The organism is Limnobacter sp. MED105, assembly GCF_000170915.1.
Taxonomy (GTDB): domain Bacteria; phylum Pseudomonadota; class Gammaproteobacteria; order Burkholderiales; family Burkholderiaceae_B; genus Limnobacter.
The window spans coordinates 106,435-123,190 of sequence record NZ_ABCT01000009.1; the positions used below are offsets into that span (position 1 = coordinate 106,435).

The window sequence follows — 16,756 nt, forward strand, 5'->3', positions numbered from 1 at the left end:
AATAACAGGGATGTGATTACTGTTAGGTAATTTGTTTTAGAGTAGCCCAAACCCCTGCGCCTTGATTGCTGCCTCGGCGCGGGAGTTGATATTTAGTTTTCGATAAATATTTTTCACATGATCGCCTACTGTGTGGTGTGAAATTTCAAGTTGCTTGGCGATATCCACCAAGCGAATACCCTTCGCCAGAAAACCCAGCACTTCAATTTCTCTAACACTCAATACCGCAGTACTTGCTGATTGCTCACCCTGGTTTGGTTGAAAGTACTGCATGAGTTTTCTTGCAATGGAGGGTGACAAAGGCAGGCTGCCATTTGCAATTCCGCTAAGCTGAAAGATCAATTGATCCTGGCTTTGATCTTTCAGCAAATATCCCTGGGCGCCTGCCTGAAGCGCTTTGAACAGGTTGTCGTCATCTCCCATGACACTGGCCACCACCAGTGTGCAGTTGGGTTGCGTGTGCGACATCTCGCTAATCAGTTCGGTTCCATGCCCATCTTGCAGCAATAGATCGATGAGAGCGAGATCAAACTGACAGTTTGCTGCGGCTTGCTGCCCAGCTCTCAGTGAGTCTGCAAGTTCAATTGTGGTTTCGGGAAAGGCCTTTTCAGCTGCGTTGGCAAGAAGACTGCGAGCTTGGGGCAAATCATCAACAATAAGTATTTTATTCATGATGGTCAGGGGCAGATACGTGCTTGTATGCGTACTTCGGTTTCACCTGATGGTGTTAATCGCGCATCTAAGATGCCGTCGCATGTTGCCAAACGATCCAGTAATCCTTTTGTGCCTATACCGGGTGTCCATTGTGTTGGGTCGCTGCGTTCGCCGTTGTGGGTCACTAAAATAATCAATCTATCGTTCAGCATCTGGATTGTTGTAGAGATGGTGCTGGGTTTTCCATGCTTGATTGCGTTGGTCATGCATTCCCGAAATGCGCGTTGCAGCAGGGTTTTCAAGCGTGGTTGCAGCCATTGGCTACTCGATTCAAGTTTATTTTCCCAATGCAGCTGAATTTTCGCTGCATCGCATCGTTGGTTGGCCTCGTCGCGCCAATCTGCCACAGCATCTTCAAGACGTATTGGTAAGCCATCAATATTGCTCAGTGCAGTGCGAAGGTCTTCCATGGCCGAGCGGGCCAATTCTGCTTGCTTCGGGTTTTCGCTGCTATGAATCAGCATCAACAAGCGTGCGCCAACATCATCGTGTATGTCTCGGGTAATTCGTTTGCGCTCCTCAATGGCGCCTTGTTCCTTCGAGGCTCGTGCAGCGTCGGCTTGCCCCATCAACTCTGCGAGTGCATTGACGAATTGCGTATCCATCGTGGAGAAAAGTTGCTTGCCCTGACCACGGTGTATCAATTCAAAAGCAGGCATACCGGCGCAGCTTGGTACAAGCAATGCAAGGCCACTCTCGAAAAGTTCTGCCTTTTTGGCGGTACTACTGCTTTGCCGTATTTGCAGAGGCGTGTAAATGGTTCGCAGCAATCTTTGCCACTGCTTGGCACGCTGTTCCGCAGTACCAGAGAATGCAATCAGCAATAACTCGGGGAGTAAGGTAGGTAGCTCAGGCGCCTTTCTGGATACGAGTTTTTGCCACAACCACTGGCGAATTGGAAAGTACAATACACCGCAAATCCATAGCGACACGCCAAGTGCCAAACCTTGAGACCAGTCGAGTAAAAAGATCAGTGCGGTATCCAGTAAAACCACGGCGAGTGTGGCAGCAATCCAGAGAAGCAGACGATAAGCCCACACGTCAAGATCGAACAGGCGATACCGACCAATACCGAGCGCAATTCCAATGTAAATCATCAAGAAAAAGCCAAAGGCGTAACCCTGTGGAATGGCCGTAATCCATCCTAAACCTGCTGAGGCCGTGAATAGAAAAATATACAAAGACGCGCCAAGTAGCAGAGACAGCGCCAACCAGCGCAATGAGGCACGTTGTAATGGTTTGCCTTTGGTCTTGCGCCATTGTTGAAAACCGAACCAGAAAGAGAGCAGCAAAAGAAGAACAATGGCCGCACGCAGCCCGATATCCATGCTGGATACCAGTCTGCCAGCGTTAACAATCCACCAGCAAAACATGAGTACAAACAGGCCATAGAGCCATCTCACGTTTACCAGTCGAACAGGGTGCATCATGAAAATACCCACGAATGCACTACCAAACATTTTGCTGCCCAATTGGTTGGCGACGCTCATCGAGAAGAACAGGTTTTCGCTGAGCGCCAGTTCTCGACCGCTATAGATTGCTGCCGGTAGCACGAATGCTGGAAACAGCAGGCCTGTAATTCCAAACATTGTTGCGCCGAGTTCCCGGGGTTGAAGCACCCATACCCAGACGGCGATGAGACAGCCTAGGCTGCAGATTAGAATTTGAAACCAGAACAGAGTGGGCAAAGAGGAGAGTGGTCGTTCCCCTGGTTCTACCAAGGTGGATTGGGTTTGTCCGTTGACAGGATTTTGCCATTGGATAAAGACAGTGGGCGAATCAAGAATTTGAGCAATTTCTCCTTGCCTTGCGAAGAAGGCATCCAATTCCGTGTAGCCAGGTAGAAGGTCGGGCTCTTCCATCACATCGAGAGCCTGCAGTTCCAGCCAAGGCGAGTTAGGGGCGGGTGAGATAGCTTCGAGGATCGCTCCTTCGGGGATGCGGGCTGAGGGTCCGCGGGTAACTGAGGCGATTAACTGATCCGAATTGGCTTTGATGGTAAGACCAAGCCAGGGAGCCTGAAGTGATTGCCATACGGTAAGGCTGGCAAGAATAAATACGTAGAAAAGGGCAGCGCTTAGCCCCTGTGCGGGGAGAACCAGGATTTTATTTCGCAAAACAACGAAGTCCGTCTTTATATTGTTGAAACAATAAAGCGATGGCAGCTTGTCCGCTATTGGACATTTGTATTATTTATTAAATGATGTGCGAATGTTAGCGCAAAAAATGCTGAAACCCAAGTTCGCTGGGGCCTTGACCAAGATTCAATCCCGTGTTCCCGGGATTGTCGTTATGCCGCTTGAAACGTAATGTGAAACGAGTTTAAAGCGGAGTCTAAAAATGTACTTTTCTATTTCAGAATATAAATTAAGGGCGATGTGCAGTGCCATCGGGTTGAGTGCAGTATTGGTCGCCTGTGGTGGCGGAGGCGATGGTGCTGCTGGTGGTGCGTCAGCGGGCGGAGGAGGTACCACAGCCCCTGCCGCCAGCACGGTGAGTGGTGCAGTGGCAGTGGGTGCCCCGGTGAGTGGAGCAACCGTCACGATCAAGTGCGAAAATGCGGCTACGGCAATTACAACCACCACCACCGCAGCCGGCGCTTACACCGTTGAAATTCCATCAGACAGTTTTCCTTGTGCCTTGCAGGCCACAGGAGGAAACCTCCCGGCTGGTTTTAGCGCTTTGCATTCTTTCGCCTCGAGCAGCAATGCAAGCACCATCAACATTACTCAGTTGACGGATTTGGCCTTGACCGCTGCAGTAGGTGGTGGCATTGCGGCTTGGTTTGACAATCCCGTATGGGCATCGGGCAATAATCTGCCAGCAGAGTTGGAAAGTCTGCGTACCCTTTTGGTGACGCAGGGCTACACAATCCCCAGCACATGGACTTCCGGCAGCACAGCGCCTTTGACATTGGCTTTTACCCCAAGTACCACACCGCCTGCAGATAGCATTGACCGGCTGCTTGAAGACATTCAAGCAGGGATCGAAAACGCAGGGATCGACTACGACACGGCTCGTGGCAATTTCGAAGAAGATGAGTCCTTTCCAATGGCCATGACTGAGGAACCCGACACTGGCGGGGGCGGAAACACCGGTGGTGGCAATACAGGCGGCGGAACTGGTGTGGCCCAAGAATCATTGGGTGCCGCAGCGATCGGCGAGTACAACTCCAATTCCACGCGCGACCAATTTCTGGCAGCGGTTACCGGAACATGGCCAGTGGCCATTCACAAAGTGCCTGCAGGGCGCGAGAGCTTATACGGACAGGGCATGCTGACCTTGTCAGGAACCGAGCAAAATTGGTCTATGGAATTGAAAGGGGCAGACGGCACTACAATTTTCAATCGCACGAATCAGGGCGCACTCACCACACAGTTAAACCCTTTCATTGGTCAGCTGTTTTTGAATCATGGGGCGGACATTGATGAGTTTTTGAATGTGTTCATTGATCCGAATGGTTTCATCGAGGGCAGTGCAGGTGGAAACAGCGAAATCCAGTTCCGCAACGAAGTACGAGCTTGGGGAGAAGTGGCACCTCAGATTTTTGAATCACTGGCAGGAACTTGGACCAGCCCCGCAACTGTGTCATCGTCGGGCAGTCCATTTGGGCCATTCACGACAGTGACCAATACTGCTGCAATTACATCAACTGGGGATGTGACGTTGACTGGCAAAACCCAGTTGGGGAGTGATGTGAACACAACACTTTCATGGGGCGCTCTGGATGACTTCTTAATTCCTGACCCTGAGGATCCTGGTTTCATCATGCATCTCGATATTCGGACCACTGTGGGTGTGAGTATGGGCACCTTCCAGATCCGGTTTGACGACATTACTACCCCGACCGTGCGGAGAATGACGGGTTTCATTACCACCAGCAATGGTCAACAGACTTTCGAAATGAATGCCCCGAGCCAGCAAAATACTGCACCCGTTGAGGCGGTGGAATTGCGGTAAATTGAAACTGGTGGGTTGAAGAAAAGAGCGCACCTTCGAATGCGCTCTTTTCGTTTCAGTGGGGGTCGATTGAGGTCATAAACAATGCACCAAGCTTGCTGTATTCAGGATCGGTTTTGTCACCTTGATCTTTCTGAATTGCTTGCACCTTTCTTAGCACCTCTTCCCAGCGGCGCTCAATGTTCGGGTTGACCATGTTTTGGCGTTTCAACTCGAAGGCTTCGGCAAAAACTGACATGCCGGTTTCGATGTCTATTCCTTCATAAAAACAGCTTTGAATGCCTTGCAGAGTGTCTCGGTCCAGTACCCTTCCGCAAGAAGTGTCGAGTGCTCCGCCGAATACTTCGTCGATCCAATCCACCGACGCATCAAAAAACAAGTTTATTTGGCGGCCGCTGTCAACTCGATGGGGGTGACCGGCTGGCACAAACACGCCGATTGATCTGATCCATTGCCCGTCGCAAAAGCACTCCACATCGTGGCCATCCATGTCGATTGCAATTTGGTGTGTCCAGTGCGCGTGATCGTGGGTTGCACCCGGTACGCCGATGAATACGGCCAAGCCCATGGTGCAGGCGAACTTTTCGTTCAGTACCAGTATTCTGTCCATCATCACATTACCAACTATTCAACAATTGTTAAGAGTGTAACGACTGTTGGTTTAGTTGGGATGGATCACTGCCCGGTAAGCTTCAATAAAACGGGGCGGCTGCTTTTTAGGTCTGCCGGTTTTCATGTCGATGCACACCCACTGGGTGTGCCCCAGCATCACTGTGGCTTGGTCACTTTCTCGCACAAACTGGTATTGGCGGGTCATGTCGGCTTTGCCCTCGTTGTGACTGATCCAGGTGGCCACCCACAGTGTGTCCCCGGCGAAGGTGGGGCGTTTGTATTCCAGGTGATGCTGGCGTGCCACGCAGCCATAGCCCAATTCTACAAAGTCTTGAAAGGTTAGTCCCAGTTGAGCTGAATGCAGCGCCGCAATGGCCTGCATCCACACCAGGTAAATGGTGTTGTTGGTGTGTTCAAATTCGTCGAGATGTTCTGGCTGCACCGTTAACTTGCCCACAAATTGTGGGGTGCATTGCCACACGCCTGATGGTGTGTCGCTTGCGGCGATGGTTTGAATATCGCTGTCTTTGAAAATGTTCGAGTTGGTCATGAAGTGGGTGGTGCCAAACACAGAGTGAAAACAACAAGCTGTGATTTGACCGCCACCCGAGATCCAAGTCAATGAAAGTCTTGCTTAAAAATCCACTGAAGCCGACACGATGAACGTACGCGGTGCTGCAACTGAGGCAAAAGTGCCGCTGACCAACCAGTAGTTTTCATCGGTGAGGTTTTCAATATTGGCGCGCAATATCAGGGGTTTGTTGCCCAGGCTGGTGCGGTATTGGGCACCAATGTCGTAGCGTGTCCATCCAGCCACACTCAGGTTGTTGGCTGCGTTCACTGCCATCTCGGAGGTGTTGATGATGCGACCATTCACGCTGGCTTTGGGTAGCCAAGGCAAGTCATAGTCCAGGCCAAGGCTGAAGGTTTGGCGGGGCACGCTCGGTGCTTCATTGCCTTGGTTAACACCACCTGCAGTGCTGCTCAATTCAGCGTCGTTGAACAAGGCACTGGCCATGCCGCGCAGGCCCGGGAAGACCTCGCCGTATGCGCCCAACTCAAGCCCTCGGTTGCGTTGCTCTCCATCGTAGTTTGAGGTGTTGGTGGCTGCGTTGGTTTGCAGGTTGGGTCTGGAAATTTCAAACACCGCTGCGGTGGTTGTAATGCGTCCCCAATCTTTTTTCACACCAATTTCAAATTGTGGCGATTTAAATGGGGCCAGTACTTCACCCGCATTTGCAAATGCCGGGCCCACGATGGTGCCGCGTGTTAGGCCTTCTGTGTAGTTGCTGTAGATCGATGTGCTGGGCGTGGCTTTGAACACCACGCCAACCAAGGGGGAAATGGAGCTTGCGTTGTAGGAACTGGTTACAGCACCTGTGGTGGTGTTGAAGCCGTCTTGCTCCACGGTTTGATCTCGTGCACCCAAGGTGAGTAGCAAGCGGTCGTCCATGAACGCCATGGTGTCGGACAACACATAACTGAACAAGGTACTTTCACTGGCTTTGGCAGGGCCACGGCGCGGTTGCCCTACTGGTGGTAACGGTGTTGGGTTGTAAATATTCGAGGGTACATTGGCACCCCCAGATACAAACACATTGCCGTTTTCCTGTTCAAGCAAACTGACGCCCACATTCACGGTGTGTTTCACACTGGCTGTGTTGAACTTCAGTCGAACACCAGCATCCATGCTGCTTGTTTTGGAGTAAGAGTCAAAGAACGTACCGCGCACGGTGAAGTTGCCTTGTTCATCCAGATCACCTCCGGTCACAGGAAATACCTGCGTGGCATCGCCTTGGCGATAACCCAAACCACCATAGGTGGTTACGTGCTCATTGATGTCGTATTCAAACTTGCTCGCCACGGTGGTGTCTTGCAGTTCTAGGGGGTTGCCCGGGTAAAAATTCAGGTCGCCTGGGGGTGGAGCAGGCACCGCGCTCAACGTGGCTGGAATGCCAATTTGCGGGCGCAATTCCTCAATGTCCTCACGCTGCTCAAAGGCATCGAGTGACCATCTCAATTGGCGGCCACGGTAATCCAGCCCAATGGCTGCAAGCCCCAGTGCAGCATCGCCATTTTTAATGCTGCCTTCGCCATCGCGAAGCACGCCGTTGAAGCGAACACCCCATTCGTTGTTTTCGCCAAATCTGCGACCAATGTCCAGGTGTGCACCTACCTGACCTTCGCTTTGAATGCTGGTTTCAAGCCTTGTTAGTGGAATGTCATCTGCACGCTTGGTGACCACATTGATTCCGCCGCCTACACTGCCATTGGGGGCAATGCCATTGACCAAAGCACCAGGGCCTTTCAGCAGCTCGACGCGTTCCAGAATTTCAATTGGCAAACGGCTGGAGGACACCAGACCATACAAACCATTCAAGCCAACATCGCCACTGGGCACGTTGAAACCACGAATTTGAAAGTCTTCACCAAAGCCGCCGGTACCTGTGAGTACGCGCACCGAGGCATCATTTTCAAGTACGTCTTTCAGGGTTCGTGCCTGTTGGTTTTCAAGCAGGGTGGATGTGAAATTAACCGTGCTGAACGGAATGTCCATGACATCGTTGGTGCCCAAAACCCCGAGTGTTCCCTGGCGTGACACCTGACCACCTGCATAGGGCACGGTGCCCGAGCTACTTTCTGTTTCCGCAGAAACTTTGACTTCAGGAAGGGCGTTGTTTTGCGCCCAAGCGGAGGACAAGCCGGCCAGGCCCATGGCCAGGACGGTGGTTTTGAGTTTGAAAGACATAGTGCACACCAAGAAAGGAATGAAAGAAAGAATCTGATGGATTGGTAATGATAATCATTTTTAATAGGTGGGGCGCTGCCAATGCGCTGAAGGCACGAAATAAATAGTAATGACTCTCATTATTATTTGATGGATCTTTGAAAATAGTTAGTTTTATGAAATAAATGGGGTGTTTGGTCTGCCTTAATCTCTGTTAAGGTAAAAGCTGATCCCAAGAAAATCTGAGGAAAAAGATGAGCGACAGCAAAGATTTGATGGCACCCGACGGTGCCGTAAATCCTATCAATACAGACTACAAAGTGGGGCAGGACAATATCGTGATGAAGGTCGGTCCATTCGGACTCGACATACACAATCGTGTGTTTGCGATTTCTGGTTTGGCAGTGGTTGCATTTGTCATTCTTACCCTGGCATTTCAGAACGACGTAGCACCCCTCTTCACTTCCATGCGCAACTGGCTCACGTCAAATCTTGACTGGTTCTTCTTGAGTGCAGCCAATGTATTCATTCTGGTGTGTTTGGGTATCGCCGTCTCACCACTTGGAAGGGTACGGTTAGGTGGCACCGAGGCCCAACCCGACTATTCGTATTTGGGTTGGTTTTCGATGTTGTTCGCTGCAGGTATGGGTATCGGTTTGATGTTCTATGGTGTGTCAGAACCGCTCTCACATTATTCAAGTTCGGTAGGTGGAACCGACTGGGCTCCGCTGGGTGGTGCGGCAGGTGATCCTGAAGCTGCCGCAAAATTGGGGATGGCCGCCACAATATTCCATTGGGGTTTGCATCCTTGGGGCATATACGCAATCATCGCATTGGGTTTGGCAATCTTTTCATTTAATAAAGGATTGCCGTTGACCATCAGGTCGATCTTTTACCCATTGCTGGGAGAGCGCGTGTGGGGTTGGCCTGGGCATATCATCGATATTCTGGCAATTCTTGCCACCCTGTTCGGTTTGGCTACTTCGTTGGGGTTTGGTGCATCACAAGCTGCCGCAGGCCTTAATTTTCTGTTTGACTTTCCTGCCAATGACACCAGCAAGGTATTGTTGATCATCGGTATTACTGCCGTCGCGCTTATGTCGGTGGTTGCCGGGCTGGATGCGGGGGTCAAGCGCTTGTCCGAGATCAACATGTTGCTGGCGGTCACGCTGCTTCTCTTTGTCATTGTAGTGGGGCCTACGCTACTGATTCTGACAGGCGTGCTTGATAACCTGATGGCCTACATACAATATCTTCCAGCCCTGTCCAATCCTGTAGGGAGAGAGGACGCCAATTTCACACAGGGTTGGACTGCATTTTACTGGGCGTGGTGGATATCCTGGTCGCCATTTGTAGGCATGTTCATTGCACGGGTCTCTCGTGGTCGTACCGTACGTGAATTTATTGTGTCGGTATTGCTGGTTCCATCTTTGGCGTGTGTGCTCTGGATGTCGGTGTTTGGCGGAGTGGCCATTGAGCAGGTGGTTAGCGAGGGTTACAAGGCAGCTGCCGAGGCCGAGTTACCTTTGCAGTTATTTCTGATGTTGGAAGCATTGCCTTTGGCGCAAATCACCTCCTTTGTGGCCATCATATTGGTGATTGTTTTCTTTGTTACGTCTTCAGACTCGGGGTCATTGGTAATCGATGTCATATCTGCGGGTGGCAAGGTCGACGCGCCTACGCCCCAACGGGTATTCTGGTGCGTATTTGAAGGGCTGGTAGCGATTGCGCTGATCTTGGGTGGTGGCTTGGCTGCTCTCCAGGCGATGTCGGTTTCTACCGGATTTCCATTTACTATCGTGCTTCTGGTCGCAACCATTGCCGTGATCAAGGGCTTGGCCAGCGAGCCACGCGCCTGATGGATTTCGCATGAATGCTGAACAACTAGAAATCATCGAGTTTTTTCAGAAGCATGCGCCTTTGAACAGTCTTGGCGAGGCGCATGTTCAACTCGTCCTCGCTAATCTTGAAATCAGCTATTTCAAGGCTGGTTCACCTATTCTCAGTTTTGACGAACCTGCAAATTATTGGTTTGTCATTCGCAGTGGCGCTGTAGAAGTATTTCGTAGAGATGGGCAGTTGTATAACCGTCTCTGTGAGGGTGGCTACTTCGGCGAATTTGGATTGTTGCGGGGCAAGAAAGTACGTTTTCCAGCCAAGGCGCTGGAAGACACCTTGTGCTATCTGATTCCTGCAACCGTATTCGGCACATTGTTCGAGCAATGCGAGGCTTTTGCTGACTACGTGGAAATTGAAGACAACACTCGATTGAAGCAGGCGGTTTCCAGAAGTCATCAGAACAATGTGCTGTTTACCGCCAACATCGATCAGCTAATCAGTAACTCGCCTTTGTGTTTGAGCGGCGACACACCTGTTCAAGAGGCTGCGGTTCAAATGGCACAGTCAAATCAAACTGCCGTGATTGTGCAAGACGAGTCGCAGTCTTTGATCGGCATTGTGACAGATCAGGACTTTCGCGATCGTGTGGTGGCCAAGGGCTTGCCCTACAGCACGCCTATCCGGCACATCATGACCGAGAGTCCTGGAACTGTGAACCACAACCAACTGGTGTTCGAGGCGATGATGCTGATGTTGCGCAATAACACCCAGCATGTGCCTGTTTTAAAGAACAGTGAAGTGGTGGGTATGGTGTCGCAATCTGATTTGGTCAAATACCAGTCCAGAAACAGTTTGTTTTTGGTGAACAGCATTTTCAATTCGACTTCAGTTGTTGAACTGGCAGCCTTGAAGAAAGATGTCCAGGCAGCTTTTGTCCGAATGGTGCAAGAAGATGCCAACTCTCGTATGGTCGGCAGCGCCATGGCAGCCATCGGTCGCAGCTTTAAACAAAAATTATTGGAGCTTGCCGTGCAGGAGTTGGGTTCCCCGCCGGTGCCCTGTTGTTTTCTGGCATTGGGCTCCATGGCACGCGAAGAACAATTGATAGTCACTGATCAGGACAATGCTTTGATCATTGATGATCGGTACGACCCTGCGCTGCATGGTCAGTATTTTGAAAGGCTTGCAAATCTTGTTTGCGATGGTCTGAACGCTTGTGGCTATGACCACTGCACCGGAAAAATAATGGCGAGCAACCCGCAATGGCGGATGCCTCTGGCTCAGTGGAAATCCACTTTTCTGGACTGGATCAACAACCCAAGTCCTGAGGGACTTTTGAACAGCAATGTGTTTTTTGATCTTGATGGCGTGTGGGGTGAAACTGCATTTGCCAAGGAGCTGAATCAGTTGATCCGAAGCAAAGGTAGTGCTTCCTACAGATTTTTGTCATCTATGGCGCGCAATGCCATTTTGCGAACTCCGCCGTTGGGGTTTTTCAAAGATTTTGTCATGGAGATGGATGGTAGCCAAACCAAAACAATCAATATGAAGCGGCGCGGCACAGCGCCATTGGCTGATCTGATTCGTGTGCATGCCCTGTCTGTGGGAAGTCACTCTCGCAATTCGTTTGCGCGTTTGGCCGACATTGAAAAGTCGGGCATTTTGGTGAAGGGGCAGGTGGCCAATATTCGAGACTCTATGGAATTGATATCCATGGTGCGAATTCGGCATCAGGCGATTAGTCTTGAGTCGGGTGGTAAGCCTGACAATAACGTAGATCCCAAGAAGTTGTCCGATTTTGAGCGAAAGAATTTAAAAGACGCATTCCAGATTCTGAGTGATGCCCAGACTTTTTTGAAGTTTCGGTATCAGTCTAGCCGCGGTCAGTGAACGTCATGATGCCTTTGCCAAAGTTGAAAGGATTTTTGAAATCGAATGTACAGCGCTCATGGAGATCACCTGTTGAGCAGGCTGCCAAAGTTGCACAACATCCGGACCTTCAATCTTATTACGCCTCATTCTCGCTGGATGAGCAATTGACTTTGGGTCAGGCGCCGATGTTGGCAATTGATTTTGAAACAACCGGCTTGAACCCCGAGTATGACGATATCATCAGTATTGGCGCAGTACCTTTGATGTCAAACCGGATTATGTTGGGACAAAGCCGGTATTGGATTTTAAAGCCTGCTGCGAAACTTCGTTCGGACACCATCCCGATACACGGTATTACGCATTCCGATATTGCCAATGCTCCTGACTTGATTGATGTACTTCCAGAGTTACTGAAGATGATGTCAGGCAAGCTGGCAGTGGCCCATTGTGCAGCCATAGAGACGCGGTTTCTTGACACTGCGTTGCAATATCGGGTCGGCGAAGGAATCGTATTTCCAGTGATTGATACGATGGGTATTGAGCGACATTTTTCTGATCATCAGAATTCAGGGCTTTTTGAGCGCATGTTCAGAAAATCGCAAGGTGCTTCCCTGCGACTTCCAGACATACGGAAGCGTTACAAATTGCCTTTCTACCGCCCTCATAACGCCTTGGTTGACGCTTTGGCTTGTGCTGAGTTGCTCCAGGCCCAGATACAGCATCATGCGCTTGACGGATTCCCGGTCAGTGAAATTTTGCCCCTCAGTTAAGGAGAATAAAAACAGTGATCATTCAAAATAAACTAACTTGCTGTGCTCTTGTAATGGCCGGATTCTCATTCGGTATTCCTGCAATTGCACAGGAAAGCGCGGCAGATTTAAAAGATCGAATCAGGCTGCTTGAAGCTGAACTTGAACAGACCAAGCGCGCACTGGCCAAGGCCGAGGCAGAGAAATCGACCGCAAATGTCGAAGCGCAACCAGACACAGACATGGCATTTAATGTGGCGGGTGGTCGATTGAAAGTGGGCGGTGCAGTGCGCGTGAATTACACCGCAGGTACTTATCCGAAAGACACGGGCGGAGGTGAAAGCAGTCGTGCTTTTCCGGATGGTGGCAATGTGGGGTTGGACACTGCGCGTATTAATCTGGATTACGAGAACGGAAATGTGTTGGGCAAGTTCGAATATCGCTTTTACGATGGTTATGGTGGGTTTGGTACGGGCTACCACATGTTGCACACCGCCTGGTTGGGTTACAACTATGCCAACGGCAGCCAGGTGCAAGTGGGCGTGAACAGGGTACCGTTTGGTCCTGGTCCGTACGGCGTTTCACAAAGTTTTTTCTTTGATCAGCATTATTATGTTGGCCTGTCCGATGACATGGACTTGGGTGTGAAATATTCATGGACTACAGGCGACTGGAAATGGGATGCAGGGTATTACCTGCAGGATGAGGGGTCTTACAAAGGCGGATCCAAAAAAGCAGACCGCTATTCCTACGATGTGATTACTGACAGCGTTGGCAACGGTTATGAAGAAGAGAACCAGGTGAACTTGCGGGGTATTTATTCGACGAAGTTGGCGGGGATTGATTCTGATTTGGGTTTCTCGGTCCAATACGGCGAAATGCGCGGCAAGGGCGTTAATGTTCTTGGTAATCCCACGCGGGACGGCGACATGTCGGCCTACTCTTTGCACATGGTGAACAAATGGAATAATTTCACCTTGGCCACTCAGGGCACACACTACGATTACGATGTCGAACAGGCTGGGGTGGCAAATCAGGGCGAAATTTTGATGGGCGCGTTTGCATTCCCAACTGCCGTGGCGCGTGAGGCATTTATTCCTGCTGTTTCGTTGAGTTATTACCTGGAGACACCTTCGATAGCTTGGCTGAATTACGTGATCCCATTTGTCGAATACAGTTCGATTATGAAAGATGAAGCTGGCTTCAATGACAGTGAGTTGTACACGATCGGTGCCGCTTTTGGCACCGCTGGCGGATGGTATACCTATGCAGAATACGCAACCAGCAATGGCAACGATTTCATCGGAGGCGATGGCGGTTTTAATAGTCGGTTTGGAGCAAACCCAAACCCGACTCGAAATCATCGCTTCAACATCAATTTTGGTTACTATTTTTAAAGTCTAGAGGGTGTGGGCCCTGGAAGCGGGGCCTTAAAATATCATCAAGTATTGTTGTAGTCACTTCTCTTAAATTGCTTGGCTTCCACTTTGGCGATTTGTCCTTGTCAACCAGCAAGGCGCGTACACCTTCCGGAAAGTCTGGGTGAACACAACAGCCAATCGAGGCCTGGTATTCAAGCCGCAACACATCGGCGAGATCAGCGCCTGCGTGGCGGTTCATCAATTCAAACGACAGGGCTGCAGAGGTGGGCGACCCGTGCGCATAGGCCTGTGCTGCGTTTGCAAGCCACGTTACTTTGCTTTGTTGAAGTTCTCGCAATGACTGGTCAATATCTGCCAATGATTTCTGATTCATTACTGCATCGATCTCTTCGGCATGTGTATGTAATAAACCGGTGGGTGCTTCCACTTCAAACTGTTTGAGCAATTCTGACAACACGGCTTTGTCCGGGTTGAATTGACCAGTCCAATTGGTTTGCGCTACCGCCTTGAGTACTGTTGCAAATTGATCGTGAGGTACCACTGCATCGGCCCAATTGCCGATCAAGGCATCGCCTGCGTTGATGATTGCGCCGGTCAACGCCAAAAACAAACCAGTTCGCGCGGGCATGCGGTGCAAAAACCAGGTGCCCGCCACATCCGGGTACAGGCCAATGTGAATTTCCGGCATGGCAATGCGTGCATTCGGGCTGACCACACGGTGTGAGGCGCCCACCATCAGGCCAACGCCACCGCCCATCACAATGCCGTGTGCCCAACACAGAATGGGTTTGGGGTAAGTGTGTATGCGGTAGTCCAACCTGTATTCGCGCTCGAAAAAAGCCTCGGCTTCTGGCGGTACAACACCTGTTTCCACCCGCTTGCTGGCGTGGTGCAAACTAACCACGTCGCCTCCCGCACAGAAGGCCTTGTCGCCAGCAGCACTGAGCACCACACCTGCGATTGAATCGTCTTCAGCCCAGCTTTTGAGTTGCGGATCGAGCAGGTCGATCATGGGCAAGGTGAGCGCATTGAGCGCAGCAGGGTTATTCAAAACCGCATGCCCGAAACTGTGGCCACTGGCGGTGGTGAAAGTGCTGAAAGTGACAGGTGCTGACATGTTTTGATTGTGATGTACGGTTTTCAGAGTGACTGCAAAAGATACACCAATAAAAAAAGCCCGATGCTTTCGCACCGGGCTTTTTGCAACTACCAGATCAAATTAATGGTGCAGATCGAAACGATCGGCGTTCATTACTTTGTTCCAGGCGGCCACGAAGTCGTTTACAAACTTCTTCTCGGCGTCTGAACCGGCATACACTTCGCACAAAGCACGCAGTTGCGAGTTTGAACCGAAGCACATATCGGCCAGTGTACCTGTCCACTTTACTTCACCTGTCTTGCGGTCACGGCCTTCCAGCACGCCATCCGCGCTGGTTGACTTGCTCCACTTGGTGCTCATGTCGAGCAGGTTGGTGAAGAAGTCCGTAGTCAGTGCTTCTGGACGCTTGGTGAACACACCGTGCTTGGCACCACCTACGTTGGCGTTCATGGCGCGCAGGCCACCGACCAACACGGTCATTTCAGGTGCAGTCAGGCCCAGCAAGCTGGCCTTGTCGATCAAACGCTCGGCAGCGGTTCCTTCCAGGCCTTTGCGGGCGTAGTTGCGGAAACCATCTGCTGTGGGCTCCAGAACTTCGAAGGAGTCCACATCGGTTTGATCTTGCGTTGCGTCTGTACGACCCAAAGCAACAGGCACCTTGATGTCGTGACCGGCTTTCTTGGCTGCGGCTTCAACACCGGCAGCACCTGCGATCACGATCAGGTCGGCGATGGAAATTTTCTTGCCGTTGCCTGCGTCATTGAACTGCTTCTGAATGCCTTCCAGTTGCTCCAGCACCTTGCTCAATTCAGCAGGGTTGTTGGCTTGCCAGTTTTTCTGGGGGGCCAGGCGAATGCGGGCACCGTTGGCACCACCACGCTTGTCGCTGTTGCGATATGTGGAGGCTGAAGCCCAAGCTGTGCGCACCAGTTGAGGAATGCTCAAGCCGCTGGCCAGTACTTTGGCTTTCAGTGAAGCCACGTCGGCCTCGTCGGCATGCTTGTAATCCGCGGCGGGTACTGGGTCTTGCCAGATCAAATCTTCAGCTGGTACCAGTGGGCCAATGTAACGGCTCTTTGGGCCCATGTCGCGGTGAGTCAGCTTGAACCATGCGCGTGCATAGGCATCTGCAAACTCGTCTGGGTTGGCCAGGAAGTGGCGAGAAATTTTCTCGTAGTCCGGGTCCATGCGCAGTGCCATGTCAGCCGTGGTCATCATGGGCTGGTGGCTCTTGTTGGGGTCGTGTGCGTCAACCACTGTGCCTGCACCCGCATTGCCTTTTGGCTTCCACTGTTGCGCGCCGGCCGGGCTCTTGGTCAGTTCCCAGTCGTACTTGAACAGGGTTTCCAGGTAGCCCATGTCCCACTTGGTGGGATTGGGTTTCCACGCGCCCTCAATACCGCTGGTGGTGGCGTCGCCACCCTTGCCAGTGCCGTGCTTGTTGATCCAGCCCAAGCCTTGCTCTTCAATGGGTGCGGCTTCGGGTTCAGGGCCAACCAGTGCTGGGTTGCCCGCACCATGGGCCTTACCGAATGTGTGGCCGCCTGCAACCAGTGCAACGGTTTCATAGTCGTTCATCGCCATGCGACCGAAGGTGGTGCGAATGTCGTGTGCAGAAAGCTTGGGATCGGGATTGCCATCCGGACCTTCAGGGTTCACGTAAATCAAACCCATTTGCACAGCGGCCAATGGATTTTCAAGGTCGCGCTTGCCAGTGTAGCGGCTGTTGGCCTTGTCGCTGGTGGCGAGCATTTCAGTTTCCGGGCCCCAGTACACTTCCTCTGGCTCATACACGTCTTTA

12 protein-coding genes are annotated in these 16,756 nt (G+C 51.3%); 5 read left to right on the forward strand and 7 right to left on the reverse strand.

Features of this window, described 5'->3' with window-relative positions; genetic code table 11:
- Positions 1 to 36: 36 nt before the first annotated feature.
- Positions 37 to 672 carry a response regulator transcription factor gene (locus tag LMED105_RS09965; protein ID WP_008250751.1) on the reverse strand — a complete coding sequence of 212 codons (636 nt, stop codon included), beginning with the start codon at positions 670 to 672 and terminating at the stop codon, positions 37 to 39.
- Positions 673 to 677: 5 nt separating this feature from the next.
- The gene (locus LMED105_RS09970; protein ID WP_008250752.1) at positions 678 to 2,303 is read right to left on the reverse strand and encodes a two-component sensor histidine kinase; all 1,626 of its coding nucleotides are present in this window, start codon (positions 2,301 to 2,303) and stop codon (positions 678 to 680) included.
- A 751-nt stretch (positions 2,304 to 3,054) separates the two neighbouring features.
- On the opposite strand from LMED105_RS09970, the gene LMED105_RS16350 reads away from it, so the two are divergent.
- Positions 3,055 to 4,674 (forward strand): hypothetical protein, encoded by a 1,620-nt coding sequence (locus LMED105_RS16350; RefSeq protein ID WP_156799645.1) that lies wholly within the window; start codon positions 3,055 to 3,057, stop codon positions 4,672 to 4,674.
- Between the two features lie 55 nt (positions 4,675 to 4,729).
- Here LMED105_RS16350 and LMED105_RS09980 read toward each other — a convergent pair whose 3' ends face one another.
- The 3 genes from LMED105_RS09980 to LMED105_RS09990 all read right to left on the reverse strand — a co-directional run bounded on the left by LMED105_RS09980 (position 4,730) and on the right by LMED105_RS09990 (position 8,035).
- Positions 4,730 to 5,284 carry a hypothetical protein gene (locus LMED105_RS09980; protein ID WP_232222742.1) on the reverse strand — a complete coding sequence of 185 codons (555 nt, stop codon included), beginning with the start codon at positions 5,282 to 5,284 and terminating at the stop codon, positions 4,730 to 4,732.
- Between the two features lie 51 nt (positions 5,285 to 5,335).
- Positions 5,336 to 5,836 (reverse strand): thioesterase family protein, encoded by a 501-nt coding sequence (locus tag LMED105_RS09985; protein ID WP_083797164.1) that lies wholly within the window; start codon positions 5,834 to 5,836, stop codon positions 5,336 to 5,338.
- An 84-nt stretch (positions 5,837 to 5,920) separates the two neighbouring features.
- Complete coding sequence (locus LMED105_RS09990; protein WP_008250774.1) at positions 5,921 to 8,035, reverse strand: TonB-dependent siderophore receptor; 2,115 nt, start codon at positions 8,033 to 8,035, stop codon at positions 5,921 to 5,923.
- Between the two features lie 233 nt (positions 8,036 to 8,268).
- On the opposite strand from LMED105_RS09990, the gene LMED105_RS09995 reads away from it, so the two are divergent.
- Genes LMED105_RS09995 through LMED105_RS10010 form a run of 4 tightly spaced genes read left to right on the forward strand, consistent with a single transcriptional unit; the run spans position 8,269 to position 13,871 of the window.
- The gene (locus LMED105_RS09995) at positions 8,269 to 9,873 is read left to right on the forward strand and encodes a BCCT family transporter (RefSeq protein WP_008250775.1); all 1,605 of its coding nucleotides are present in this window, start codon (positions 8,269 to 8,271) and stop codon (positions 9,871 to 9,873) included.
- Positions 9,874 to 9,883: 10 nt separating this feature from the next.
- On the forward strand, positions 9,884 to 11,743 hold the full coding sequence (locus LMED105_RS10000; protein ID WP_008250776.1) for a DUF294 nucleotidyltransferase-like domain-containing protein: 1,860 nt from the start codon (positions 9,884 to 9,886) through the stop codon (positions 11,741 to 11,743).
- Positions 11,744 to 11,748: 5 nt separating this feature from the next.
- Positions 11,749 to 12,495 (forward strand): 3'-5' exonuclease, encoded by a 747-nt coding sequence (locus LMED105_RS10005; protein WP_008250777.1) that lies wholly within the window; start codon positions 11,749 to 11,751, stop codon positions 12,493 to 12,495.
- Between the two features lie 53 nt (positions 12,496 to 12,548).
- Complete coding sequence (locus tag LMED105_RS10010) at positions 12,549 to 13,871, forward strand: hypothetical protein (protein WP_008250778.1); 1,323 nt, start codon at positions 12,549 to 12,551, stop codon at positions 13,869 to 13,871.
- Here the strand turns inward: LMED105_RS10010 and LMED105_RS10015 are convergent.
- Both LMED105_RS10015 and katG read right to left on the reverse strand, forming a co-directional pair.
- Positions 13,849 to 14,973, reverse strand: a complete 1,125-nt coding sequence (locus tag LMED105_RS10015; RefSeq protein ID WP_040513182.1) for an enoyl-CoA hydratase/isomerase family protein — start codon at positions 14,971 to 14,973, stop codon at positions 13,849 to 13,851. The two genes, LMED105_RS10010 and LMED105_RS10015, sit on opposite strands and share 23 nt — an antisense overlap.
- 102 nt (positions 14,974 to 15,075) lie before the next feature.
- On the reverse strand, positions 15,076 to 16,756 hold a 1,681-nt coding region (katG, locus tag LMED105_RS10020), incomplete at its 5' end, for a catalase/peroxidase HPI (RefSeq protein ID WP_008250793.1).